We start from the raw sequence: 26,392 nt of genomic DNA, 5'->3' as shown, positions 1-26,392 counted from the left end.
TTCAGAGTTTGTCCGCCCATCAAGTCGCCTTAGGTTAGCTAAGAGCATTATACCATAAGGAGAGGGCAAAGGCCAAGCATATGGGGTGAAAGGCCAAGGGAGTTGACTGGGGGAGTGTATTTGCAAGCCAGAGTTTGAAAGAGCTGTGAAAGTTTCTTGGTTGATTGAAAATGTTTGTTTCGCAGACAATATCTTGACTGTTTTTGTTTTATATGATATGATTAGGAGAAAGAAAACGCTATCAATATAAAGGAGATAGGCATGAAACACTTGTTTGATAAACAAAACAAATACAGCATTCGGAAATTCTCCGTCGGTGTCTGTTCGGCAGTCATCGGTTTGAGTTTTTTGAGTGCTGGAACTGCTTATGCTGATACGGACTTACCAGCATCTGATGGGGGACCAGTAGGCAGTCTGGTTCCAGAAGCCAGGGAGGAAAAGACTGTAACTGGGGAGAATGACGAATCATCAACGACTGACCCAGCTTTGGAGGCCCTTGTCAACGAAGCGTTGGGGAAGTCACAAACGCCACCTCTTGAGCCAGCTGAATTGCCTCAATCGTTAGCTTCTTCTCCAGCAGTTGCCCTGCGTGCAGCAGGAGAAGAAGGTCCGCCTGAAGGCGAACAGTTGCAGGCTATCCCATTTCCTGATGGGGCTGTTGCAGTTAAAGCCATTACTGCTAGTTCAGGGGCAGATGTCCATCACTTGTCAGACCAGTCTGACGCAACCGTTTGGAAATCGGCACCGACAGACAGCAACGCTGAGCAGTATATCCAGGCTGAGTTGGAAGAAGATGCCTGGATTACCTCTGTGACCTATCGTCCAGAAAAGACAACCTCACCGATTCCCATGTATTTGAACCGAGCCAAATTGGCTTATAGTGTCGATGGTGAGCAGTGGGAGACGCTGAGACCTGTTGGTAAAACGGGAGATAGCAGAGAGCAGACTGGTAATACTAGGAATGAGATTGAGTTAGGAGCCAATAAGTCTGACAAAACGATTTATGTTGAACCTGTTTATGCCCGTTTTGTTCGCTTGATTGGAACGGATTCTTGGGTATCACCGCATCGACCAACAGGTCAGCCGGGTATTCCAGGAAAAAATTTCTCAGCCTCAGGTTTTTCGGTGACGGCGACCAGGTTGACTGACCTGTCACCTTATGACGCTATGCTTCTAAATCCTGAGTTGACCAAAGCCAGCTCGGAAGGGGCAGACAAGCCTGCCGGTCAGGCGACAGATGGTGTTGCTGATGAGCGAGAGAATTATTGGCTCAGCCAGCCAGCCTCTGCTAGTTTTGAAAACAATGTTGCTCTGAGACCAAGCCTCACGGTTGGTTTAGACGAAGATGCCTACGTTAACCACCTGGTTTATACCCCTCGTTTGTCTGCTGGGGCAGCTGATGGCAATTTGAAAGAGGGTTACATCGAGTACCGCCGTTCAGATGAGCCTGACACGACCTGGCATCGGGTGACTGATGAGGCAGGAGCGAACAAGGTCTTCTTGCTTCCTCCTGCAACAACAGCTCAGCTATTGACCTTCAAACCTGTTATTGGCCAATACTTCCGTTTGGTTCCAACCAAAACCTACGGTCAAGCTAGTGCAGCCAATAAGCAGTTTGCGGCGAGTGAGGTGAGCCTTGTTGCCCGTCGGATTGACAAGGAAACCAGGACAATCCCTGCTCCTCAAGCGACGGAAACGCCATCTGCCAACTATTATGAGGGTACTCGTGTGGCCGACCCTGCCAATCAAGGGCGTGAGGGTAGTGCCTATACTGGTCGGGTTTTCTTGACCGAGAACGGTGAGCGGGCGGCCTCAGCATTGGAGGGAGTAACTGTTCCAGCGACTGACATTGCCTCTGCGGAAGCAGCGACTGTATTTAGGGGGACTTATCGCCCAACCCTAAACAGGATTACAGCAACCAAGGGGGCGGTGATCGAGGAAAGTATTGTTAGGGCTTCGGTGTCAGGTCTCTTGCCTGAATCGACCATTACAGCGGTTGGCAATCGTGATGTAACGGCAGAGACTGGTGATAAGACCATTCCCGTGACTATTTCCCATGCTGGTCAGACGGTGAGCTTTGATGTTCCTGTGACGGTTGAAGAACCTATGAACCCTGGGCAACCTCAAATTCAGCCGCCACGCTATGCCCGTGTTGAGGCGACCAAGTTGAGTGTACCAGAAGACAGTCAGCTGACCAAGGAACAGATTGCGGCTAAAATCCTCTTCTCAGAGGGCATAAGAGGGACTGTGGTGAGCACCAGCGACTTGACTGGCCTAACAGCGGATCCTGGTGAGAAGTCTGTGACGGCGACGGTGACTTATACCACTGTCAAAGCCCCAGCCACGGTTGAGGTGACCTCAACCAACACGTCTTGGACGGCTAATGGCAATAACAAGGACAACGTCTTGACTGAGGATCCAAAAACCTTCTGGGCCAGCGAGTGGAACGCTTCTCGCAACACGCCAGAAAACCGTGAATACTTGACCGTGGACTTTGGCGGTGAAGTTGAGGTAGCCAAGGTGCGTTACCAATCCCAATGGAGCGTTAACCAGCATGGTCAGATTTCTAAAGGCTACATGGAGTATAAGGGTGTTGACGGCCAGTGGCATAGACTTGATTTGACTGGTGTGACTGGAGGTACTGGCATTACCTTTGATGATGGCCATTTCCTTGTTGCTAACCCATCAGCTGCAGCCAACCTAAAACCTGTCACCTTTGATGTGACCCCTGTTCGTGCGCAAGCTATTCGCCTTGCGGGCGTGACCACCAACGGTGGACCAAACAACAGTGGCAGTCACATGGTGTCGGCTTCAACCTTCTACGCCTTGGTTAACCACACCGAAACGGTGACCGTTCCTCTTGAGGTAACTCCAGTTCAACCGCCAGTTGCGGACCAAGTGGGCGAGAAAGAAGTGCTTGTTCGGACAGAACCGATTGCCATTACGACTCGTTACTTGACTGAAACCGATCCTGAGAAATTCACTGACGAAGAAACAGAAGTCGACCCAGGACGTGAGGGTGTTCGGAGTGTTTACCAGAAATTTGTCACCCGTAACGGCCAAGTTACCGAGGAGAAAATCGGTAGCGAGCGAACCGAGGACACCACGCCGATGGCAGAACGCGTAGCTAAACGTGGCAGCAAGGTGAGGCCAACAACACCAGCTGTTCAACCAGTTCGCTACACCAGCGTTTCTGCGGGTGCCTTGCGTGTGGACCAACACAGCCAACTGACCGCAGAGCAAATCACTGGCAAGATTGCCTTCCCAGCAGGTGTGACAGGCAACGTGGTTGTTGGTGATTTGACAGATGTGACAACTGAGGCAGGTAATAAGTCTGTGACGGCGACCGTTACTTATACCACTGTCAAAGCCCCATCCACGGTTGAGGTGACCTCAACCAACACGTCTTGGACGGCTAATGGCAATAACAAGGACAACGTCTTGACTGAGGATTCTAAAACCTTCTGGGCCAGCGAGTGGAACGCTTCTCGCAACACGCCAGAAAACCGTGAATACTTGACCGTGGACTTTGGCGGTGAAGTTGAGGTAGCCAAGGTGCGTTACCAATCCCAATGGAGCGTTAACCAGCATGGTCAGATTTCTAAAGGCTACATGGAGTATAAGGGTGTTGACGGCCAGTGGCATAGACTTGATTTGACTGGTGTGACTGGAGGTACTGGCATTACCTTTGATGATGGCCATTTCCTTGTTGCTAACCCATCAGCTGCAGCCAACCTAAAACCTGTCACCTTTGATGTGACCCCTGTTCGTGCGCAAGCTATTCGCCTAGCGGGCGTGACCACTAACGGTGGACCAAACAACAGCGGCAGTCACATGGTGTCGGCTTCAACCTTCTACGCCTTGGTTAACCACACAGAGACTGTGACGGTGCCAGTTGAAGTGGTAGAGGTTCAAACACAGCCTGATGTGCTTAGTGAAACACCTGTTGTTGTGCGGACAACTCCAATCCCAATCACCACACGTTATTTGGCTGAAACAGATTCAGAGAAGTACACTGATGAAGAAACGGAGGTCAGTCCTGGTAAGGCTGGGATTGAGACCACTTATCAGAAGTATGAGACTCGAAATGGTGTTCGGACGGACAAGAAGATTGGTGAAGAGTACACTGAAATCACTACCCAGATGGAGCAGCGTGTAGCTAAACGTGGTAGCAAGTTGATTATGGGTCGCCAAGAATACCTTGAGCGGACAGAGGTCATCGCCATCACCACACGTTACGAAAATGACGACACCAAGTTTACGGATGAACCAGAAGTTGAAGTGAGTGCTGGTCGTGCTGGTGAGAAGAAAGTTTATCAGACCTATGAAACCAATAAGGGTGTGAAGACAGCGGCTAAGGTCGGTGCTGAGCGGGAAGAAATCACTGTGCAAATGGAGCAACGTGTCGTGAAACGTGGGACTAAGAGTCGTCCGACGACACCGACAGTAACTCCAGGTGCTTATCCTCCAGCGGAAACAGACCCTAATTATGCTAAACCTGCAGCTGGTTTAGGAGCTATTACGAATTTTACGTTTGAAAATGGTCGTGGGCTGATTACTTTTGAAACTGGTGAAAAAGCCCAGCTGAATTTCTATAACGACCACGTTTTCCGCTACCATGTGGACAAGGAAGGGAACTTCCCAGACCATCCTGCCCTGGTGCATGCCGGTCGACCTGCAACCATTGCCCTAAAAGATCAGGCAGCCTACCAAAACACTTATGGTCAAGTTGGTAAGTTGGTGGATGAAGAGAGCCGCTATATTTTGGAGACCGAGAAGGTTCTGGTTATCTTTGACAAGGCCAGCTCCCGCATGTCTGTCTTTGACCGTGTTAAAAATGAATACGTGACCAAAGAGGTTGAGCCTGTTCAAATCACAGCCAACAAGACCACTCAGACCCTGAGCCAGGACGCGGATGAGCAATTCTTTGGTGGCGGTATGCAAAACGGTCGCTTCACCCACAAGGGCAATAAGATTAACATTGTCAATGAAAATATCTGGGTTGATAAAGGTGTGGCCTCTCCAGCACCATTCTACTGGTCAAGCAATGGTTACGGTGTGCTTCGCAACACTTTCATGCCAGGGGCCTACAATTTCGGAACGGACAATAAAGAAGTTGTCACCAGTGATCACAACGAAGCTCGTTTTGATGCCTTCTACTTTGTCAATGACAAGCCTGCCGATTTGCTGAAAGACTACTACGAGCTGACAGGCTCGCCAGCTGTATTACCAGTTTATGCCCTTTACCTGGGTCACCTCAATGCCTATAACCGTGATTTTTGGCGTGAGGTGCCAGAAGGCACACCTGGTGCTGTTCTTCAAGGTAATGGCAAGTGGTACAAGGAATTTGACGGTCGCACCCATACCCCAACTACTGGAGACATCAAGGAAACCCTCAATGGTGAGGGGGCTAGCCACGAGTTTTCAGCCCGCCGAGTGATTGAACGCTACAAGGCGGCCGACATGCCATTGTCGTGGTTCCTGCCAAATGATGGTTACGGTGCTGGTTTTGGCCAAGGGGCAAGCCTGGATGAAAACATTGAAAACCTGAGAAAATTTGTGGCCTGGGCTAATGAACGTAACATTGAAGTCGGGCTGTGGACCCAGTCTAATTTGGTTTCCAGTGAAGGAGCTCCTGTTCTTCACCGTGACATTGCTAAAGAGGTTGGTATTGCTGGGACACGAATCATCAAGACAGACGTGGCCTGGGTTGGCCCTGGTTACAACTTCGGTTTGAATGGGGTTGATGAAGGGGCCAAACGCCTGACAGAACACAGTGGTGAGGACAAGGCTCGTCCGTTCATCGTGTCTCTGGATGGTTGGGCTGGTACCCAACGCTCAGCAGCCATCTGGTCTGGTGACCAGGTCGGCGGTGAGTGGGAGTACATTCGCTTCCACATCCCAACCTACATCGGTATGGGCTTGTCAGGTAACCCTAACATGGGTTCTGATATGGATGGTATCTTTGGCGGTGCCAATCCGATTATCAACGCCCGTGATTACCAGTGGAAGACCTTTAGCTCTATCCTCATGAACATGGATGGATGGGGTTCCAAACCTAAGATGCCGTTTGCCTTTGACACGCCTGGCAATCCAAGTCCAACCACTGATGTCAACCGCCTGTCTCTGAAGACCAAGTCAACTCTGGTGCCATATGCTTATTCTGTCGGCCATGCGGCTGCTCAAGACGGTAAACCAATTGTGCGGGCCATGTTCTTGGAGTTCCCGAATGAGAAAATCAACTACACCAAGGATGTGCAGTACCAGTACATGTACGGGGATAACTTCCTGGTGGCTCCAGTCTACAAGGCGACCAATCTGCAGGCCAACGGTGATGATGTTCGCAACGACATTTACCTGCCAGATGCCAATACGGAGTGGATTGATTTCTACACAGGTCAGAAATACCAAGGTGGTCAAATGCTCAATAACTTTGCAGCACCGCTCTGGAAATTGCCAGTCTTCGTTCGCAACGGGGCTATCATTCCATTGGCCAACCCTAACAACAACCCGAGCGAAATTGACCACACCAACCGCCTGATTGCCTTCTACCCACATGGTGAGACCAGCTTCAAACTCGTTGAGGATGATGGCAAGTCTATCGACTACAAGGCAGGCAAGGTGGCCAGCACCCTGATTGAGAGCCAAGCGGCGGATTCTAACCAAGATGGCCGTGCTGTGCTGACTATTCACCGAACAGAGGGTGACTATGACGGCATGGTTAAAGAAAAAACCACAGAGCTTCATGTCAACGTGTCTAAGGATGTGACCTCTGTTGAAGCGACGGTCAATGGCCAAGCTGTTACCTTGCGTCGAGCAGCGACACTGGATGAGTACAAGGCTGGCACCAACGTCTTCTTCTACCACAATGACCCAGTTATGGACACTTACGGGGCCAAGAGCGACCAGCTCAAGGACCTGCGTGTGGTGCAAAATGACCTGGTGAAAATCAAGCTGGCCAAGGCAGACGTGACCGCAACTGAAACCGTGGTAACTCTCAATGGCTTTAGCAACAAGAAGGCAGAAGCTGACGCTCCAGCGGGTCTGACAGCACCAGCTAAACCAGCCAACCTGCGTGCCCCAGAATCCGATGTGTCACCAACTGCTATCAAGTTGGTTTGGGAGCCTGTTGCGACCGCAACAAGCTATGACATTGAGCGTGATGGTGTGGTTTACACCAACATCACTACTCCAGAACGGGTCTTCGACGGCTTTGATTATGGTTCAGCCCACAGTTTCCGTGTTCGGGCGGTCAATGCCAAAGGAGCTTCTGACTGGACAGACTTGCTTGAGCAGGCTACCAGTGAAGACCCTTGGATGAACGCTATTGAAAATGTTCGAGCAACAACCAACATCACTGCCCAAGGTGGCCAAGGATTGGACAAGCTCTTTAACCGCCAACTGGGAGACACCTTCCACAGTAAGTGGGGCGAGGCAGTGGCCTTCCCAGCCCACATCACCGTTGATTTGGGCGGTGTATACGAAGTGGACTACCTGGAGTATCACCCAAGGGCAGATGCTGGCAATGGTACAGTGACCAAGGTCTTCTTTGAAACCAGTGAAGATGGTAAAGAATGGGCTCGTGACACCCACTACACCAACTGGAAACGGGATGGACAGGTCAAAACCTACCAGTTTACAGCCCCAACTGCTCGCTATGTTCGCATGAATATTGCTGAAGGAACGGGTAACTTTGTTTCTGGTCAAGAGTTGCTAATCTTTAAGAAAAATGGCACCAAAATGAAGGTTCCAGGTGACACCAATAACGACGGCCGCATCACCGAAGATGATAAGACCTTCTTCCTTAACTACAGTGGTTTGAGAACGGTTGACCGTGATTTTGGTTATATTCAGCACGTTGACATGAACAAGAACGGCCTGATTGATGCGGAAGACATCAGTGTTATCGCAACCCAGCTCTCAGGTGGTGTAACAACGCCATCAAGGGTAGCGCCTAGCGGTAGCCTTCGCTTTGAGGCAGAAAAATTGACTGCCAAAGCAGGTGAGACCCTCAAGGTTTACCTGGTAGCGGATGAACTTGAAGCGGTCAATGCCTTGACCAGCACCTTCCAGGTTAATGCTGCCGACTTTGAAGTGGTCAATAACCGCGTGGTGCCAGAAGCCTTTGCTAAGCAGGCGGAGAACTTCTCGCAAGTTCGGGACCGTGATGGCCAACTTGATGCGGTCTTTAGCTTTATCAACTTTGGTCAGAAAGACCTCTTGAGAGGCTCTGGTCGAGTTGCACACCTGACCCTCAAGGCTAAGCGTGATGTGACCCTTGACTTTAGCTCAAACGAGGGCCAACTGGTCGGCAATGACCTGCTGACAAGCAGGGTGGCCAACCAGCCAGTTGCAGCCTTGGTCAACTATGGCGGTATCCCGACTGTGCCTGCTCAGTTGACCCTGAATCGACCAACTCATGGTAGCTTGACCCTTAATTGGGCGGCTAGTGACCATGCCACCCGCTATGTTGTTGAACAGGCAGGTTCTGATGGCCAATTTGTCGAGGTCGGTCGCCCAACAGGTACTAGCTTCAACGTTTACAACCTGGTACCAGAGACCAGCTATGATTTCCGTGTGCGGGCAACTAACCCACTGGGTGAGTCAGCCAATACAGCAACCATCACAGGTCGAACACTTGCTAAGGATGTGACCAACAAGCTGGTTCCTGTTGCCAAAGAAGCCACAACACCAGAACAACCAGGCGAAGGTCTGGACCGCTTCTTTGACGGTGATGAAAGCACCATTTACCATAGCCAGTGGGGCAAAACAGATGCTGTTCCATCCAGTCTGGTTCTTGATTTGGGCAGCACCAAAGCCCTAGACCGTCTGGTCTATGTGCCACGTTCAGCCGCTTCCAATGGTACCATTACAGGCTTGACTGTGGAAACCAGCACCGATGGCACCACTTGGGCTTCGACTGGAGAGACCATCCGTTGGAATCAAGACAACCGAGATAAGATTGCCCTCTTCCCTCTTGGGACGCAGGCCCGTCATATTCGGATTAATTGGCAGAGCGGTGTTGGAGGATTTGTCTCTGGTCAAGAACTCTATGTGATTGCTGCTACCGAGACGTCTGCTCCTCAGACTCCACCAACAGTTTCTAATCGCACGTTTAGGAAAGAAAGTACAAGACTTGATTTCACCACTGAACGCATCTTGGATCCAACACTAGAACTGGGTCAAGAAGTGACCTTGCGTGGCGGACGTCCTGGTCGTTTAGTTAAAGTGTATGCTGATACAGATGTAGCAGGGCAGAAGGTTTCAGAACTTTGGGAAATCCAAGATTTAGTTCTGCCGACAAGTAAGATTGTTCGCATTGGTACCCGTCCAGCGGTGGTTAGTCAACCAAGTCGGCGTCCAGTTGTTGAGCCACTTGCCTTTACCGTTGAGCGTGTTCCAGTGGCTCATCTTGACACTGGTCGAGAGGTGGTTGTCCGTGAGGGAGTAGCAGGCCGTGTGACCAAGGTCTATGAAGACACGGTTACCACTGGTGGAGGACGGACCAGTCGTCTTGTTGAGCTCAAGGACCGAATTGAACCAATCAACAAACTGGTTCTCATCGGTACTCGCCCTCTAGTAACCTCCCGCACGGAAACCCGTGAGGTAGTGACCGACTTGCCGCTTGTTGTGGAGCGTATTGAGACAGCTAGTCTGGCCCTTGGTGAAGAGCGTGTTCTGCGTGCCGGTCACGCAGGGCGTCTGGTGACCATCTATGAGGACACCTATACCAACAATGTCAAGACAGGTGAACGGGTTCTGGAAGTCAAAGAAGCCCTGATTCCTGTTAAGAAACTGATTTTGGTGGGCACTCGTCCAGCTGAGGTGACCCGTACTGAGACCAGAGAAGTGATTGAACCCCTGCCGATGGAAGTGGAACGGGTGGTGACAAGCAGCCTTAAACCAGGCGAGGTTAAGGTGCTTCGTCCAGGTCGTCCAGGCCAAGTCATCAAGATTTACCAAGACACCTACACCAACAATGTCAAGACCGCTGAACGTGTTCTTGAGGTGAGAGAAGTCGCTGTTCCAGTTAAGACCTTGATTTTGGTTGGTGCTCCTGTGGAGGAGCCAGCAACTGTTCCAGTGGCTGGACAACCGGTGCTTAACCCATCACCAAAACAGGCAAGTGCCGTGGCTCCTATCGCCCCAGAATTGGCTCAGGCAAGCCCTGAGAAGGCTAAGGAGCCGAAGACAGATGCCGTGGGTGCTGCTCCGGTCGCTGTGAGTGCTGTTGGCATCTTGTCAACTCTAGGCCTAGCAGGTCTTAAACAGAAGGACTAGTGGCTCTCTAAAACGCCAGTTCTGCCCCCAGACTGATAGCAGTCTGGGGGATTTTTGTCCAAATCGGAACGAAGCCGAACTTTTCACCGCCTAAAGTCAAGTTCTTATAGGAATGTATAGGAAAAAACTATGTGAAAAGTTCTTGAAAGCTCTTCAACGACCTGTTATAATGGGAGAATGACACGATACAAAGCGATTATTGCCTATGATGGCACCCTGTTTTCAGGCTTTCAACGTCAGACCAAGGCCAGGAGTGTTCAGGAGGAGCTGGAAAAGACCCTGCTCAAGCTCAACAGTGGCCAACCTGTCGCTGTTCACGGGGCTGGGCGGACCGATGCTGGGGTTCATGCTTATGGCCAGGTCATTCATTTTGACCTGCCCCAGCCTAGAGACCTGGAACGCTTGCGGTTTGCCCTGGACACTCAGGCTCCCGAGGACATTTCCGTGGTTTCTGTGGAAGAGGTGGCGGATGATTTTCATTGCCGCTATGCCAAACACCACAAGACCTACGAGTTCCTGGTGGATGTGGGTCGGCCCAAGAATCCCATGCTCCGACACTATGCCACTCCCTACCCCCATGCGGTGGAGTTGGCTCCCATGGCTGAAGCCATCAAGGATTTGGTGGGGACCCATGATTTCACGGGCTTTACGGCCTCTGGGACCAGCGTGGCCAACAAGGTTCGGACCATTACGGCAGCCAGCGTGACCTATGACCCTGACAAGCATCTCTATACCTTTACCTTTACGGGCAATGGTTTCCTCTACAAGCAGGTGCGGAACATGGTCGGGACCCTGCTGAAAATCGGTAATGGCCGTTTTCCCGTTAGTCAAATCAAGACTGTCCTGGATAGCAAAAATCGTCAATTGGCTGGGCCAACAGCAGGCCCTGGTGGCTTATACCTAAAGGAGATTGTTTATGACCAGTAAGTACATTTTAGCCCTGTCAGGCAATGACATTTTCAGCGGTGGGGGCCTGCACGCGGACCTCAACACCTATGCGGCCAACAAGCAACACGGCTTTGTGGCGGTGACCTGCTTGACAGGCATGACCGAAAAGGGCTTCGAGGTCTTTGCGACACCGACTGACCTCTTCCAAATTCAGCTCAATTCCATCAAGGATGTGCCCTTTTCGGGCATCAAAATCGGTCTTTTGCCCAATGTCGAAGTGGCTGAGGCGGCCTTGGCTTTTGTTAAAGAGCGGTCTGACCTGCCCATCGTTTTGGACCCTGTTCTGGTCTGCAAGGAAACCCATGATGTGGAGGTGAGTGAGTTGCGGGCGGAGCTCCTCAAGTTCTTCCCCTATGTGACCATCATCACCCCCAACTTGGTCGAAGCGGAGCTATTGACCCAAAAACCCATCAAAACCCTGGAGGACATGAAGGCAGCGGCCAAGGAGCTGCACAGCTATGGCGTTCCTTACGTGGTGGTCAAGGGGGGCAACCGCCTGGACCAGGAGCGAGCCATCGATGTCTTTTATGACGGCGAGAGCTTTGAGGTGCTGGAGCAGCCGGTGCTGAGCCAGAACAACACGGGGGCGGGTTGTACCTTTGCCTCTAGCATTGCTAGTGGTTTGGTTGAGGGCCTGACCTCAAGCCAGGCGGTGGCGGCGGCCAAGATTTTCGTTCACAAGGCCATTTTGACAGCAACAGATTACGGAGTGACCCAATATGACATCGATTAAAACCAAAGACCTGACCCTTATTGCCATCATCACGGCCCTGACCCTGGTCCTGGGCAAGACCTTCCAGTTTTCCATGGCCCTGGGTTTTTTCACCCTCCTGGATGTGGGCATCTACTTTGCGGCCTTTTACTTGGGCAAGCGTGAGGGAGCTCTGGTCGGCGGTCTGTCGGGCTTTCTGATCGACCTGCTTTCTGGCTACCCCCAGTACATGCTGGTTAGCCTGGTGGCCCACGGGGCCCAAGGCTACTTTGCTGGGTTTTCTGGGAAAAAACGCCCTGTCGGGCTTATCCTTGCTAGCCTGGTCATGGTTGGCACCTATTTCCTGGCTGAGATTTACTTGGCTAACCTGGCTGGCGCTCTTAGAACCCTTGTCGGTAACAGTTTGCAAAACCTTGTCGGCATGGGCTTGGGGTATGTCCTGGCTCAAGCTGCTAAACGGGTGCGGGCTTAGGAAGAAATTGTTTCTCGTTTTTCAGAAAATTTTCCGGAAACCAAAGTTGCACTCAAACAACTGGCCTTGGGCTGGTTGTTTTTTTGTTTTGGGGAGCTTTCTGATTATTTTCTGAAAAAACAACCCCAAAAACCAAGCAAGTCATCCAGCTCTGCCATTTCCCCAAAGCTTCCGAACGTGTTATAATAGTCCTAGCGAGGTGACCTATGAACTTAGAGCAATTGGCCGTGGAAACGGCGGTGATTTTAGAAGATGTGGTGGAGCGAAGCGGGATTAGGCCTGGTCAGGTTTTTGTTCTGGGCTTGTCCTCTAGCGAGGTCCTGGGTGGGGTCATTGGCCAGGCTTCCAGCCGTGAGGTGGGCCAGGTCATTGTTAAGACCATTCTGGATATTCTGAACCAGCGGGGGATTTACCTGGCGGTTCAGGGCTGTGAGCACCTGAACCGGGCTCTGGTGGTGGAGCGTGAGTTGGCGGAGCGGCTGGATTTGGAAATCGTCAGCGTCCTGCCCACCCTCCATGCGGGTGGTTCGGGTCAGTTGGCAGCCTTTGACTATATGGCGGACCCGGTTGAGGTGGAGTTTGTCACCGCCTTTGCGGGTCTGGACATCGGTGACACGGCCATCGGCATGCACGTCAAGCACGTTCAGGTGCCCCTGCGGCCCATCCAGCGGGAGCTGGGGGCTGCCCACGTGACGGCCCTAACCAGCCGTCCCAAGCTGATTGGTGGGGCCAGGGCCAGTTATGCCAGCGACCCCATTAGAAAGGTGTGAGCCATGACCTATCAGATGATTGCTTTTGACATGGACGGAACTCTTCTGCGGTCCGACCAGACCATTGACCCCGACAGTTTGGCGGCCATAGCCGAGGCCAGTCAGGCAGGCAAGACTGTGGTCCTCTCCACAGGCCGGGCCCTGTCGGAGTTGGCTGCTCACCTGCCCCTCTTGCCCAGCGTCCGCTACGGTGTTTTGGCCAGCGGCGGCTTGGTGTATGATTTTCATGAGGGGCTTGTTTTGGCTAAAAAAGCCCTGCCCGCCCCAGTTGTCCACCAGATTGGTCAGATTTTGGCGACCGAGGACCTCTTTTGTCTGGTCATGAGGGACGGCCAGGGCTTTGTGCAGAGCGACCAGTTCGAGCGGATTGGTGATTACCACATGGCGGCCTTTGCCCAGCTTTACACAGACACGGCACAGTTTGTTGACAGCCTAGCAGCCCTACTCGGTCAGGGAGAATTTGAAAAGATTAACCTTTATTTCAAGACTGAAGCGTTGAGAGAACACTACTATCAGGTCTTTAGCCAGTACGAGGTCAGCCTAGCTCGGGCAGAGCATGCTGGTCTTGAGCTGACTGCTCAAGGGGCTGATAAGGGAGAGGGGCTTTCTAGCCTCTGCCAGCACCTCAACCTGGCTTTGTCCCAGGTCATTGCTGTCGGTGATGCGGACAATGATGAACCTGCCTTTCGGCGAGCAGGCCTGGGCCTAGCCATGACCAATGCCAATGACCTGATCAAATCGCTTGCTGGTGGCCTTGTGGCTGATAATAACAGCGGTGGCTGTGCCCAGGCCATCAGGGATTATCTGTTGGCGGATTAAGAGAGCTTTAGATGACATAAGACCATCAGGGCAAACCTGATGGTCTTGTTTAATCCTTGTTTAATAAGCCCGCCTGTCTCAGGGTTTCCTGGCTGAGGCGGTAAACCTGGTAGTAGAGCTGGTTTTGGCTGCCGTTTTCGACCAGGAGTTCGATCCGATAGCAGGACAAGCCGTTGAGGGAGGTTCTTGGTCCTAACAGATTTGGGGCTTCCAGTAGCTGGGGGATGTCCCTGAGCTGGTTTTGGTAGGCCTGACGGAGCAAGCTTTCTACCTGAGCAAAGTCGGTGCCAAAGTCTAAGGGCAGGTCAATCTGCACCCGCCGATTGCCCCGCGACAGGTTAGACACATAGGTGATGTTGCGGTTGGGAATGATATGGAGGGTGCCGTCAGGGTTCCTGAGCTGGGTGGTCCGGATGCCCAGATTGGCCACCTGCCCAGTGATGTTTTGGATGGTGACGGTGTCACCGACATCGAACTGGCGTTCAATCAGGATAAAGGCCCCGTTGATCAGGTCGGTCAGAAAGCCCTGGGCCCCCAGACCGATGGCCAGACCAGCGATTCCAGCCCCTGCCAGGAGGCTGGAGACAGGCAGCCCAAAGGTGGCCAAAAGGCTGTAACCCAAAATAAAGGCGAGGCTGTAATCCGACAGGCTGCGAAAGAGTTTGAGCAGGGTTTCCTGACGGGCCTTGTCCTGGATGGTCAGGTGTTGAGTGGTTTTCAGGGCTTTTTTGAAAAACCAATGCAGGAGGTGTTTGGTTAGCCAGAAACCGATGATGAGGCCTAGAGCGGTCAGGAGCCGTTGGCCCAGTAAGTTCCAGTTGAGTTGGGTGAAAAAACGTGTGATTACCATAGGTCTAGTTTACCAAAAATGTCCCAGCTTGGAAAGTCCGAGCTGGCACAGTCTTTCCCCAAGTGTTCTAGCGGAAGCCGGCCAGAGCTCATCTGCTTTGCACTTATGATAAACTAAAAAACAAGGAATCGAAAGCGAGCCTGCTATGAAACCATCTCTGAAACTAACCTTTGGCGAGGAGCTGGCCAAAGCCATCAGCCACGGCCCCATGTTCCTCTTACTCCTGGGCCTGAGCCCTTGGGCGGCCATCCATACCTAGCTGCGGGGCGGAGATTACCTGGCCATGGGCTGGCAGGTCATTTTTTCATTTCCCAGATTATCCAAGCAACCAAGGTCACCTTTTTGAGCTTGATTGTGGCTGGCGGGAACCTCTACACCGTCGGGGCTTATTTTTACAGCAAGAAGACCCTGCCCTAGCACCACCTGATTTGGCACCTCTTTATCAATGCCGCCTCAATTTGCCACCTGGTGGCTATTATCGGCTACCTTTAGCCAGCAGAAAAAGGCCAGTTCCAGACGAACTAGTCTTTTTTGATTTATTTTTTATCCAAGAAACTGGTCAGGGTTTTACCTAGTTTCTGCAAGAGGGTAGGCAGTTTGACCACCTTGTCGTTGCCCAGCTTGTCCCGAGCGATTTTCAAAATCTTCCCGGAATCCTTGCTGGCAAAGAGAAACTTGCCCTGGTCAGTCTTGATTTCAAAGTGGCGGCTGATGGTTCTGCCGTGGACATTGGCCCCGATTTGCTGGATAGCGGTCCAAGGGATTTGGACGTAGCGTTCGACATTGGCATCAGGGTAAAACTCGATGGCCACGTCGCCGATGAGAAACTTGCCCACCTTGCCGCCCATATCGACATAGGACATGCCGGTGGTTTGCAGAAGCACGGTGGTGTTGAGTGATTGAGCCATGATAGGGCCCTCCTTTGCTTGGTGGTTGGTGGTTAGCAGTCGGCTGCTGTTTTGGGATAATAGCAGAGCTGGGAGTTGGTCTGAGTTTCTTGTCAAGCGTCAGCCTGTTTAGGAGGCTGTGGCCTGGCCAGGGCAGGGCTGGTTTAGCCAGTCGATGCCTGATGACCTGCTCGGCCATTTCCCCAAAGAAGGAGAAGTGCAGCGACTAACTCTAGTTTACCACAAAACCCCCACAGGTGTGAGGGTTAGGGTCTTACATAAGGCCAGTAACGCGGGCCAAGATACCAACGACGAAGAGGCCGATGATGATGGTGATTGGTGACACTTTTTTCTTGAGCAACCACATGCAGAGGAAGGTCAAGAGCAGGTGCATGAAGCCTGGGATAAGGCCGTCCAAGTTTTGTTGGAAGCTAGTGACTTTCTCAGGGGTTTGAGAAAGGCCTTGGCCAACCTGTTCAAAGGCTTGGCGGATCCCTTCACTGCCTTCTGGCAATTGATCCCAGTGGATGTAGGCTTTTTCATCGAGCTGAACGCGTGACACGTCGAAGGCAAACTTGATAGATACCCAACGTTGAGCGAGTACGGCGATGATGAACATCCCAAGGATAGAAGCACCCTTGGTGATGTCTTGGAGGATACCGCCTGACATGTCTTTGGTGATTTCCTTACCAGACTTGTAACCAAACTCTTGCGTGTACCAGAGGAAGGCCATACGGATAGCGTTCCAGGCACCGAAGAAGAGGATTGGGCCGAGGATGTTGCCACCGACGGCAAGTGAGGCACCAAGGGCACCCAGGATTGGACGAACGGTAAACCAGAAGACAGGGTCACCGATACCGGCCAAAGGTCCCATCATACCGATTTTCACGCCTTGGATAGCGGCGTCATCAACCTGACCACCGTTGGCACGCTCTTCTTCGAGGGCTAAAGTAACGCCGACGATTGGTGCAGCTACGTATGGGTGGGTGTTGAAGAATTCCATGTGGCGCTTGAGAGCGGCTTGTTGGTCTTCTTTTTTGGTGTAGAGTTTCTTGATGGCAGGCACCATGGTGTAGGCCCAGCCCAAGTTTTGCATCCGCTCGTAGTTCCAAGAAGCTTGAAGGAATTGGGAACGGAACCAGATTTTTTTACGGTCGTTTAAAGACAATTGAAGTTTTTCTGACATGGTGAGTTCTCCTTTCCTGATTAGTAGTCTTCCAAGATGTCGCCGATAGGGTCACCAGAACCGCCACCGCCGTTACCACCTTGTTTAGAGAGGTTGAGGTAGATGAAGGCAAGAGCAGTACCGATAGCACCGAGGGCGATGAGGGTCAAGTCGCTGACAGCAGCAAGAGCAAAACCGAGGGCAAAGAATGGCCACACTTCGCGGGTTGCCATCATGTTGATAACCATGGCAAGACCGACAGCGATAACCATGCTACCACCAACGGCCATACCACCTTGCAACCAAGCAGGCATGGCTTCGAGCATTGCTCGCACAGCATCAGCAGGAATGGCAATCAACAGCGCAGCAGGAACAGCGATACGCAGACCTTGAAGGGAAAGGGCGATTAAGTGGTAACGCTCAAGGGCGGCAAAGTCACCATTTTCAGCAGCCTTGTCAGCACCGTGAACCAAACCAACGGATACGGTACGTACCAACATGGTCAAGAAGAGACCTGCAACGGCAAGAGGAATAGCAACCGCTTGGGCAACCTGGATACCGTTGTTAGAGAAGTCGCCACCTTTAATCAAGATGATGGCAGAAGCAACAGAGGCAAGGGCAGCGTCAGGAGCAACGGCTGCACCGATGTTGGCCCAACCAAGGGCCAAGAATTGCAGGGTACCACCGAGGACGATACCAGCAGTCAAGTTACCACTTACTAGACCAATCAAGGTACAAGCCACGATTGGTTGGTGAAATTGGAATTGGTCCAAGACACCTTCCATACCAGCTAGGAAGGCAACCAGGACGATTAAAATAGCAGAAATGATTGAAATATCCATTATTTTATCCTTTCATAAGATATGAGGACGTTAATAAAATGCGATAAAATCAGCAGGCAGATCCGCTGATGGCGTAGCCATCTAGGAGCTGACCAAATTTTAGAGCATTTTTAGTCCGAATTCAGTTTCATAAGATACAAAGGGCGTTAAAAATCCAAAGTGAAAATGGCGGTATAAGCTTGCCAAGAGGGCAAGCTTAGCCCTGTCGCTTCAAGATGATAGGCGACGGCTCTTTCTCCGACAGTCTGTCCCCAGACTGTCGGAGTTTTCACACAGGATGAGCCCGTGTTCGATTTCATAAGATACGAGCCTATTTAGCCCGAGTTCAGTTTTCAGTTGTTCAAATGTGATAACTTAGTTCACATTTGCCTTGTTGATAAGGTCAAACAAGTCTTTTTTGGAGTCGTTTGGCACCTTGCGGACATCGAATGTAACACCCAAGTCACGCAATTTTTCGAAAGTCTCCACGTCGGCCTTGTCCATAGAGAGGGCTTGGCTGACCATGGTTTTACCGGTTGAGTGGGCCATGGAACCAACGTTGAGTTCGGTGATTGGCACACCACCCTCGATGGCTTGCAGGGCTTCCTGAGGCGTTTCAAAGAGGATGAGGGCCTTGGTCTCACCAAAGCGAGGGTCCTTAGACACTTCAATCAACTTCTTGATTGGCACAACGTTGGCCTTGACACCGTTTGGAGCAGCCTGCTTAATCAGTTGCTTACGGAGTTCGTCTTGAGCAACAACGTCAGAAGCCACGATGATGCGGTTAGCCTTAGAATCTGGTGTCCAAGCGGTAGCGACCTGGCCGTGCAAGAGACGGGTGTCGATACGGGCCAGGTTGATTTTGAGCTTGCCGTCACCGATGACTGTCCCTTCGGGAATAGCTGAGCGACGCACAGGATCTGCTTGAGCAGCAGGAGCCGCTGCCGCAGGTTCCAAGCTCTCAGGCAGGACCTTGATGCCCTCACGAGCTTCCTTCAAGATGTTGGCCGCAACCTTATCCACGCCAGCAGACGCATCCATCATGCGTTCTGTGTAGGCTTGGATCAGCATTGGCAGGTTAAGGCCTGTGATGATGGCTACCTTGCGATCAGGATTTTCACCCGCAACCCGGCTGGCTTGGTTAAAGGGAGACCCACTCCACAAGTCAGCAAGGACAAGGACCTCATCATCAGCCTCAAATTGAGCGATGGCGGTGCTGATTTTGGCGTGAAGATCGTCTGGACCTTCGTTTGGCATGAAGGTCACAACTTGAACCTTTTCTTGCTCACCAAAAATCATGGCACCTGATTGGTGAATGCCTGAGGCGAATTCACCGTGGCTGGCAATGATAATACCGATACCCATTCTTGATTTTCCTCCTTTTAGTTATTTTTCGTTGGCATGATTAAACCTAATCTCCATTATCCGTAACTCTTGTCGAGCAACACTTAATCAGGCCAAAGAAATTCAAGAACTTCTGTATTGTAAAACGATTTCAGTGCTTTGTCAATCCTCTTAATATATACTAAATCCGCTGAAAATTGATGAAAAAATCAAGCGAACAAAAGCAAAAAAAGAGGGAAGTTGCCAGTTTTGACAGAGTTTGAAAGAAATTGAAAAATGAAAACAAATGAAACAAACAGAACATTCTGTCTCAAACTGTTTGAAAAATTTTTATTTTTTTCAAAATCTGGAAACTGGTAACTTGCTTGTTTTTCAGAAAAGGGCAAGGCTAAAGAAGTTGACTGAGTAGCCTGATGATTTTTGTTCAAATCTGCTTTTAAGTTGGGGGCGAATTTATGAAAAGGCAACAAAGCATCGTTCTTATTTTAGGTGACGCTTATTTTTTTAGGTGCGTGTACGACATTTTTTTGCTATAATGAAGCTTATATCAAAAGAATTTCAAATTAGGAGGCTCCATGCCACAGCCACTCTTTTTACAACCCGTCATGCAGGAAAAAATCTGGGGCGGTAGCCGCCTTCGAGATGTTTTTGGCTATGCCATTCCCAGTGAGCGGACGGGCGAGTGCTGGGCTATCTCGGCTCATCCTAACGGGGTGTCGGTGGTGACCAATGGTGATTTGGCCGGCCAGCCCCTGGACCAGCTCTATGCCCAGCGGCCAGACCTCTTCGGTCATCCGACCAGCCCTGTCTTTCCACTCCTGACCAAGATTTTGGATGCCGATGATTGGCTCAGTGTTCAGGTCCACCCCGACGATGCCTATGGTCTGGCCCATGAAGGCGAGCTGGGCAAGACCGAGTGTTGGTACATCATTTCGGCAGAACCTGGGGCGGAGATCATCTACGGCCATACGGCCACTAGCCGAGAGGAGCTGGCGGATTTGATTGCCAATGGAGCTTGGGACCAACTCCTGACCCGGGTGCCGGTTAAGGCTGGAGATTTTTTCGACGTCCCAGCAGGAACCATCCACGCCATTGGCAAGGGCATCATGATTTTGGAGACCCAGCAGTCCAGCGACACCACCTATCGGGTTTATGACTTCGACCGTCTGGATGACAGTGGCCAGCCTCGTGAACTCCACCTGGCCAAGTCCATTGACGTGACCACCATCGGTGCCCCCCTCAACAGCACACCAGCCAGCCTCAAACTCCCTGGTTTGACCTCGACCCTCTTGGTGTCCAAGGCCTTTTTCACAGTTTACAAGTGGGAAATAGCCGAGCAGACCACCATGTTTAGGACTGCAGACTACCTCTTGGTCAGTGTCCTAGAAGGCCAAGGCCAGCTGACGGTTGCTGACGCGACTTATCCGATTAAGAAGGGCAGCCATTTTATCCTACCCAATGATGTGGACAGCTGGACCTTTGAGGGCAACTTGACCCTGATTGCCAGCCATCCAAATCAGTAAACCTGTTATAAGGAAAGGAAACCAAGGGTCATCGACATGAGAGTTGTTGCAGGACAGTTTGGGGGGCGTCCCCTAAAAACGCTGGCTGGTCAGACCACCCGCCCCACGACCGATAAGGTCAAGGGGGCTATGTTTAACATGATTGGCCCTTATTTTGAAGGGGGGCGAGCCTTGGACTTGTATGCTGGTAGCGGGAGCCTGGCCATCGAGGCCGTCTCGCGGGGCATGGACCAGGCTGTTCTGGTGGAAAAAGACCGAAAAGCGCAAGCCATTGTCCAAGAAAATATCCGCATGACCCAAAGTGAGGGCCAGTTTCAGTTACTCAAGATGACCGATAGTCAGGCCCTAGCCCAGCTGACGGGGATTTTTGATGTGGTCTTTTTGGACCCGCCCTATGCCAAGGAGCAAATCGTGGCGGTTATCGGCGAGTTGGAGGAGCGTGGGCTCTTGGCTGAGGAGGTGCTCCTGGTCTGTGAGACGGACAAGAGCGTGGACTTGCCGGAGGAAATCAGTAACTTTGGCATTTGGAAGCAGAAGGTTTATGGCATCAGTAAGGTGACGGTTTATGTGCGATAAGAAACGAATCGGGGTCTTTGCAGGCTCCTTTGACCCGGTAACCCTGGGCCATCTGGATTTGGTCAAGCGGGCCAGCCAGCTTTTTGATCAGGTCTATGTTCTGGTGGCGGTCAACCCCAACAAGGCCGGCCGTTTCACGGGTGACCAACGGCTGACCTTTATCAACCAAGGTTTGGCAGAACTTGGCGTGACCAATGCCCAGGCTGTTTTGGCCGATAGTCTGGTGCCGACGGTGGCCCTGGCCAAGGAGCTGGGAGCTACCCACCTGGTGCGTGGGATCCGCAATGCCACTGACCTGGATTATGAGGACAGCCTGGCCTATTTTAACAGCCAGCTGGCCCCTGATTTGGACACGGTGGTCCTACTCAGCCCGCCCCAGTACCGCTACCTGTCATCCAGTCGGGTTCGGGAGCTCATTGCCCTCAAGCAAGATATTAGGCCCTACGTTCCGACTAGCGTGGCCTTAGAAGTGGAGAAAACGCATGAAACACCTTAAAAAACATAAGTGGTGGCTGCTTGGCCTGACCGCTGTCCTCTTTGGGCTTTTCGCCCTCCTTGTGCCCATCAAGGGCTACTATGTGGAAATGCCTGGCGGTGCCTACGACATTCGTGAGGTCTTGCGGGTCAACGACCAGACCGATGAGGCCGATGGCTCCTACAACTTTTTGGCGGTGACAATCAGCCCAGCTACCCTGGGTCAAATGGCCTATGCCTGGCTGACGCCCTTTACCGACATTTCCAGTGAAGAAGAAACCACTGGTGGCCACAATCAGGAAGATTTCTGGCGGATTAGCCTCTTTTACATGGAAACCTCCCAGAACGAAGCCATCCATCAGGCCCTCAAGTTGGCTGATAAGCCTGTAACCATTGACTACAAGGGCGTTTACGTTCTGGAAGTCAGCGAGGACTCGACTTTCAAGGGCATTCTCAATCTGGCCGATACGGTGACAGGTATCAACGGCAAGACCTTTGGTTCCTCCAAGGAGTTGATTGAACACGTGTCCAGCATGGCCATCGGTGACCCTGTCAGCGTCCAATACACCAGCCAAGGTCAGGACCTGTCTGCTGACGGCACCATCATCAAGCTCAAAAACGGCAAGAACGGCATCGGTATCGGCCTGGTTGACCACACCGAAGTCAAGACCGATGTGCCGATCCAGTTTTCAACCGCAGGGGTTGGCGGGCCAAGTGCTGGCCTCATGTTTACCCTGGACATCTACGACCAGCTGGTGGAGGAGGACCTGAGAAAAGGCCGGGTCATCGCTGGAACAGGCACCATCGAACCAGACGGTTCAGTTGGCATGGTTGGCGGTGTGGACAAGAAGGTCCTGTCGGCCCACCAAATCGGGGCTGAAATCTTCTTTGTCTCAGCCAAGGACTTGACTGAGGAAGAGAAAAAAGCAGCCCCAGACTATAAACCCAACTATCAAGTGGCCCAGGAAGCGGCCAAGGAATTGGGGACAGACATGACCATCGTCCCTGTCAACAGCGTCCAAGAGGCCATCGACTACCTGAGAAATCACTAGAAGAGCACCCGCAAGGGTGTTTTTTAATCTTGAACAGCATATAAATGGTCTCAAATGGATGAAAAAGTTTGAAAAAATACATTTCATGATGAAAATCGTACATTTCAGGATTTTGTCCTCTAAATGGCTTTAGCCATGCTATACTAAAGGTGTCTCTTGCAACGGACAAATAAAAATATAATTATTAAGGAGGTATTCGTTATGAGTACACAAACACTTTCACAATTTGAGCTTTTGGACACTGAACTGCTTGCGACTGTTGAAGGTGGTGCCAATTGGGTTACAGTAGGCCCCACTTATGAATGTATTGATGGTAAAATGTTTGGTACTTGTCGTGTTAAGTGGGGTGCCGTAGGTAATCATATTAGTAATTGTTTCAACTATGGTTGGGCTGCTGCTGGAGGAGGTGTTGGTTATGGTTGTGGGAGGCCACAATAAAATGAATACAAAATATCAGTTGAATAGACAAAAAGAGGAACTTGTCAACGAATTACTTAGCAAATTGGAGAAATCCTTTATCGCTGAACATACTTTGAAAGGGCAATTTGTTGGAGAAATCACAAATATGAAAAGACTGGTTTCAAAAACCGGTCTAAAAAGTCAAGCTGACTGGATTGCCTTAAAACTCTCGGTCGAAGACTTAGGGCGTCATCTCTTTAGTCAAGGAGTTGAGTTGAGTTTAGAAGAAAGAACCTTGAAATCTGAACTATCAAAGATTATCTCGGAACATGAGAATAATAGCCGTGGTAATGTGGGTTTATTAGCAAACTTAGTAGGTGTTTTTAGATAAGAATTAGATTTTTGATGATGGCACCAGTTTTGACTGGTGTCCTTTTTCCTGAACGGCTATATTTTAGTCCTAAATGGTAATTTTTGTTCCATTTAGGAAAGTTAAATGACTGTTCAGGAAATGGTGATTATTTTTGTAAGAAGAGTGCTATACTAAAGGTGTCTCTTGCAACGGACGAATAAAATATAATTATTAAGGAGGTATTCGTTATGAGTACACAAACACTTTCACAATTTGAACTTTTGGACACTGAACTGCTTGCGACTGTTGAAGGTGGTGCATGCAACCGTTATGATTTTAGCAAAGCTATGATTGAAACTGGGATTGGAGAAGCAGTTATAGGTGGAGTCTTGGGAGGACCACTTGGGGCAGCTGTTGGTTGGCATACTGGGGTTATTTCAGGAGGAGTTGGTTATCTAGCAGTTTGTTGGTGGTGATTAAAAGTTATGGTTTTAAAAGTAATTGTCTTTTTAGGTGTTGTACTACTACTTAATTTTCTTTTTTTTAGAGATTTATTGAATGATAGATTTTTAAAGTGTAGAGATAGAAAGTAGTTTGATGCCCGAACTTTTGTTGGAATTTTTGGAATGATTACTCATATTAAATGAATAGTAAAATAAGATTGTTCTATTTTACTTTTAGGATTCACTTTAGGATATTTTGAGTTGTATAGAAATTATTCTGTAATAGTTGGAATATTGTGGAAAAACACATTTCATGATGAAAGTCATACATTTTAGGATTTTAGCTATCAAGCAATTATAGTTGTTTCTTGCAACGGATAAATAATAAAATAAACTATATAAGGAGTTGCTCATTATGAATACACAAACACTTTCACAATTTGAACTTTTGGACACCGAATTACTTTCAGCTGTTGAAGGCGGGAAATGTACAGCTCAAGGAGCAGGGAAAGCTATGGTTAGTTTGGGTGCTGGTGCGGCTGTTACTGGTTTCATTACAGGTGGACCGTTGGTGGCTGCTGTTAGTTGGCATGGAGGAGTTGTTGGTGGGGCTATTGTGTATGGTGCGACGTGCTGGTGGTAATGTATTCAAAAGTTTATGTTTGATGTTGCCTTCGGTTTCATAGCATTCATTCTATTTTTCAAATATGTTATTATGTTATAAAAAAAGAATTTTGGAGAAAACTAAAAGAAAAGTACTGAGTCATGATTTCTCGAAATTGACATGGCCATCGTCCCAGTCAACAACGTCCAAGAGGCCATCGACTACCTGAGAAATCACTAGAAGAGCACCCGAAAGGGTGTTTTTTGCTCTGCTATTTCCCAAAAAATAGTGTATAATAGAAATAAGACACTCTAGTAAGGAGGCGTGCATGCGTAAAGACATCACCCCAGACATGTACAACTACAACAAGTACCCGGGCCCTCAGTTCGTGACCTTTGAGGATGTGGTTAAGAGCGAGGAGTTGGTTTTTAAGATTTTGGAAAATACTGGCGAGACCTTTGATGCGGAGGCTTTTACCCAGCGGTTTTCGGAGATTTTGCTCAAGTACGACTACATCGTGGGAGACTGGGGCAATGAGCAACTTCGCCTAAGAGGCTTTTATAAGGACGACAGCCCCAAGGCGGTCTTTTCAAAAATCAGTCGTTTGGATGATTACATTAAGGAGTATTGCAATTTTGGTTGTGACTACTTTATTCTTGAAAATTCTGCTCCTCAGGAAATTGCCTTTGAAGAGGATAACCCGTCACCGCGTCGTCGCCGTCGTCGCTCGAAACCTAGCGGTCATGGCCGTGACAAAAAACAGGTTGAGGAGTCCCTGGTAGGTGTGCAGCCGTTTAAGAAAAAATCTCGGGACCGCAAGCCTCGCAGGCAGGTAGAGGCTGGGCGTGACAAAGAGGTCAAGCAGGGGCATTTTACCATTCGGCAGAAGGGCTAAAACCTGATGCTAAATTCCTACCGTCGCACCCTGTACGGGCTGCTGCTTGCCTATGTTTGCTGCTTGGTGGTCGTTTGTTTTATGCCCCAGCCCGATTTGGGTTTGGGACAGACACCTGGCATCCAGCATTTTGGTCGCGTGGTGGTCTTGCTCCGTCCCTTTAACACCCTCTGGGCTCTAGGTGACATCACAAGCCTCCCTCAACTGGCCTGGGTCATCGCCCAAAACCTCCTTAACATCTTCCTGCTTTACCCCTTAGTTTTGCTGTTGTTGCTTCTTTTCCCGACCTTGCGGTCAATGGCTGACGCTGTCAAACTGGCCCTGGCTTGCAGCCTCTTTATCGAGTTGACCCAGGTCCTGCTCAGCTTCTTTTTCAATGCCAATCGGGTTTTTGAAATTGATGATCTGTTGACCAATACCTTGGGAGGCTATCTGGCCTACCTGACTTTCACCTATTTTAGGAGACGTTTTTATGAGAAAAATTGTTCAAATTAGTGCCCTAGTCCTGTCCCTCCTAGTCTTGGTTGCCTGCCGTGAAGCTGACCGCGTTTCCCACAACCTATCTAAGGAAGCAGATAACTTTAACATCGTCCGCAAGATTACCGTCATCAATGCCATTCAAGGAGAAATCCTCTACCAGATGACTGGCAAGATGTCTATTCACCATAGTGCCGAGGACCAGCAGTTGGAAATCATTGCCCAGGATGACAGTGGCAACTATAAGAAACACTTTATCGGCTTGTCAGATAACGTGACCTATATTGTCGAAGACATCACTGGTTCCGATGTCAGCAACACCAAGTACACCATCACCTTCAATCCAGATATGGTGATTCCGCTGGAAGTCCAACCAGCTAATGATTAGTCGGCTAACCAACCAGCCCAACAGGGTTGGTTTTTGTCTTGTCAAAAATCTTGTGACAAAGCTTGAGTTACTTTAAGCTAATCGAGTTTTCCATAACCTACTATAAGGAGGTTGATGGCGTTCGCAGAGACGAGACCGAT

At 50.3% G+C, this 26,392-nt stretch carries 23 protein-coding genes; 18 read left to right on the top strand and 5 right to left on the bottom strand.

Annotated elements, in window-relative coordinates; genetic code table 11:
* Positions 1-261: 261 nt before the first annotated feature.
* The 6 genes from AC3ARB_RS09000 to AC3ARB_RS08975 all read left to right on the top strand — a co-directional run bounded on the left by AC3ARB_RS09000 (position 262) and on the right by AC3ARB_RS08975 (position 14,002).
* Positions 262-10,281 carry a discoidin domain-containing protein gene (locus tag AC3ARB_RS09000; protein WP_488320233.1) on the top strand — a complete coding sequence of 3,340 codons (10,020 nt, stop codon included), beginning with the start codon at positions 262-264 and terminating at the stop codon, positions 10,279-10,281.
* Between the two features lie 177 nt (positions 10,282-10,458).
* The gene (truA, locus tag AC3ARB_RS08995; RefSeq protein WP_488320232.1) at positions 10,459-11,208 is read left to right on the top strand and encodes a tRNA pseudouridine(38-40) synthase TruA; all 750 of its coding nucleotides are present in this window, start codon (positions 10,459-10,461) and stop codon (positions 11,206-11,208) included.
* On the top strand, positions 11,198-11,962 hold the full coding sequence (locus tag AC3ARB_RS08990; RefSeq protein WP_488320231.1) for a bifunctional hydroxymethylpyrimidine kinase/phosphomethylpyrimidine kinase: 765 nt from the start codon (positions 11,198-11,200) through the stop codon (positions 11,960-11,962). Before truA ends, AC3ARB_RS08990 begins: the two co-directional genes overlap by 11 nt.
* Positions 11,949-12,413, top strand: a complete 465-nt coding sequence (locus AC3ARB_RS08985) for an ECF transporter S component (protein WP_488320230.1) — start codon at positions 11,949-11,951, stop codon at positions 12,411-12,413. Before AC3ARB_RS08990 ends, AC3ARB_RS08985 begins: the two co-directional genes overlap by 14 nt.
* A 206-nt stretch (positions 12,414-12,619) precedes the next feature.
* Complete coding sequence (locus AC3ARB_RS08980; protein ID WP_488320229.1) at positions 12,620-13,183, top strand: TIGR01440 family protein; 564 nt, start codon at positions 12,620-12,622, stop codon at positions 13,181-13,183.
* Positions 13,184-13,186: 3 nt separating this feature from the next.
* Positions 13,187-14,002: a Cof-type HAD-IIB family hydrolase gene (locus tag AC3ARB_RS08975; protein ID WP_488320228.1), complete on the top strand. Its 816-nt coding sequence runs from the start codon at positions 13,187-13,189 to the stop codon at positions 14,000-14,002.
* Between the two features lie 49 nt (positions 14,003-14,051).
* Here AC3ARB_RS08975 and AC3ARB_RS08970 read toward each other — a convergent pair whose 3' ends face one another.
* A complete protein-coding gene (locus tag AC3ARB_RS08970) occupies positions 14,052-14,852 on the bottom strand; it encodes a mechanosensitive ion channel family protein (RefSeq protein WP_488320227.1) in 801 nt (266 codons plus the stop codon).
* A 237-nt stretch (positions 14,853-15,089) separates the two neighbouring features.
* Between AC3ARB_RS08970 and AC3ARB_RS08965 the strand changes: the two genes are divergently transcribed.
* Entirely contained in the window at positions 15,090-15,269 is a 180-nt protein-coding gene (locus AC3ARB_RS08965; RefSeq protein ID WP_488320226.1) for a hypothetical protein, read from the top strand.
* 119 nt (positions 15,270-15,388) lie between these two features.
* Here the strand turns inward: AC3ARB_RS08965 and AC3ARB_RS08960 are convergent, their stop codons facing one another.
* From AC3ARB_RS08960 to AC3ARB_RS08945, 4 genes are all read right to left on the bottom strand, one after another.
* Positions 15,389-15,760: a DUF956 family protein gene (locus AC3ARB_RS08960; RefSeq protein WP_488320225.1), complete on the bottom strand. Its 372-nt coding sequence runs from the start codon at positions 15,758-15,760 to the stop codon at positions 15,389-15,391.
* 253 nt (positions 15,761-16,013) lie between these two features.
* The gene (locus AC3ARB_RS08955) at positions 16,014-16,925 is read right to left on the bottom strand and encodes a PTS system mannose/fructose/sorbose family transporter subunit IID (protein WP_488320224.1); all 912 of its coding nucleotides are present in this window, start codon (positions 16,923-16,925) and stop codon (positions 16,014-16,016) included.
* A 20-nt stretch (positions 16,926-16,945) separates the two neighbouring features.
* Positions 16,946-17,749 (bottom strand): PTS mannose/fructose/sorbose transporter subunit IIC, encoded by an 804-nt coding sequence (locus tag AC3ARB_RS08950; RefSeq protein ID WP_488321555.1) that lies wholly within the window; start codon positions 17,747-17,749, stop codon positions 16,946-16,948.
* 351 nt (positions 17,750-18,100) lie between these two features.
* Positions 18,101-19,090, bottom strand: coding sequence for a PTS sugar transporter subunit IIB (locus AC3ARB_RS08945; protein ID WP_488320223.1), 990 nt, complete (start codon positions 19,088-19,090; stop codon positions 18,101-18,103).
* Between the two features lie 554 nt (positions 19,091-19,644).
* On the opposite strand from AC3ARB_RS08945, the gene manA reads away from it, so the two are divergent.
* The 11 genes from manA (at position 19,645) to AC3ARB_RS08890 (ending at position 26,252) form a co-directional block, all read left to right on the top strand.
* Positions 19,645-20,592, top strand: coding sequence for a mannose-6-phosphate isomerase, class I (gene manA / locus AC3ARB_RS08940; protein WP_488320222.1), 948 nt, complete (start codon positions 19,645-19,647; stop codon positions 20,590-20,592).
* Positions 20,593-20,628: 36 nt separating this feature from the next.
* A complete protein-coding gene (gene rsmD, locus AC3ARB_RS08935; RefSeq protein ID WP_488320221.1) occupies positions 20,629-21,168 on the top strand; it encodes a 16S rRNA (guanine(966)-N(2))-methyltransferase RsmD in 540 nt (179 codons plus the stop codon).
* Complete coding sequence (gene coaD / locus AC3ARB_RS08930; protein ID WP_488320220.1) at positions 21,158-21,664, top strand: pantetheine-phosphate adenylyltransferase; 507 nt, start codon at positions 21,158-21,160, stop codon at positions 21,662-21,664. The genes rsmD and coaD overlap by 11 nt, the downstream gene beginning before the upstream one ends.
* Positions 21,651-22,694, top strand: a complete 1,044-nt coding sequence (locus tag AC3ARB_RS08925) for a SepM family pheromone-processing serine protease (protein WP_488320219.1) — start codon at positions 21,651-21,653, stop codon at positions 22,692-22,694. The genes coaD and AC3ARB_RS08925 overlap by 14 nt, the downstream gene beginning before the upstream one ends.
* A gap of 201 nt (positions 22,695-22,895) precedes the next feature.
* A complete protein-coding gene (locus AC3ARB_RS08920; protein ID WP_488320218.1) occupies positions 22,896-23,132 on the top strand; it encodes a ComC/BlpC family leader-containing pheromone/bacteriocin in 237 nt (78 codons plus the stop codon).
* Positions 23,110-23,484: a hypothetical protein gene (locus AC3ARB_RS08915; RefSeq protein WP_488320217.1), complete on the top strand. Its 375-nt coding sequence runs from the start codon at positions 23,110-23,112 to the stop codon at positions 23,482-23,484. The genes AC3ARB_RS08920 and AC3ARB_RS08915 overlap by 23 nt, the downstream gene beginning before the upstream one ends.
* A 209-nt stretch (positions 23,485-23,693) precedes the next feature.
* Positions 23,694-23,921, top strand: a complete 228-nt coding sequence (locus tag AC3ARB_RS08910) for a Blp family class II bacteriocin (RefSeq protein ID WP_488320216.1) — start codon at positions 23,694-23,696, stop codon at positions 23,919-23,921.
* A gap of 382 nt (positions 23,922-24,303) precedes the next feature.
* Positions 24,304-24,531 carry a Blp family class II bacteriocin gene (locus AC3ARB_RS08905; protein WP_488320215.1) on the top strand — a complete coding sequence of 76 codons (228 nt, stop codon included), beginning with the start codon at positions 24,304-24,306 and terminating at the stop codon, positions 24,529-24,531.
* Positions 24,532-24,820: 289 nt separating this feature from the next.
* Positions 24,821-25,387, top strand: a complete 567-nt coding sequence (locus AC3ARB_RS08900) for a YutD family protein (RefSeq protein ID WP_488320214.1) — start codon at positions 24,821-24,823, stop codon at positions 25,385-25,387.
* 3 nt (positions 25,388-25,390) lie between these two features.
* Positions 25,391-25,882, top strand: a complete 492-nt coding sequence (locus AC3ARB_RS08895; RefSeq protein ID WP_488321554.1) for a VanZ family protein — start codon at positions 25,391-25,393, stop codon at positions 25,880-25,882.
* Positions 25,860-26,252, top strand: a complete 393-nt coding sequence (locus tag AC3ARB_RS08890; RefSeq protein ID WP_488320213.1) for a beta-sandwich lipoprotein — start codon at positions 25,860-25,862, stop codon at positions 26,250-26,252. Before AC3ARB_RS08895 ends, AC3ARB_RS08890 begins: the two co-directional genes overlap by 23 nt.
* The last annotated feature ends 140 nt before the right edge of the window (positions 26,253-26,392 follow it).

Source organism: Streptococcus sp. ZY171113, from assembly GCF_057748235.1.
This window is presented reverse-complemented; position numbering and strand designations above follow the sequence as displayed.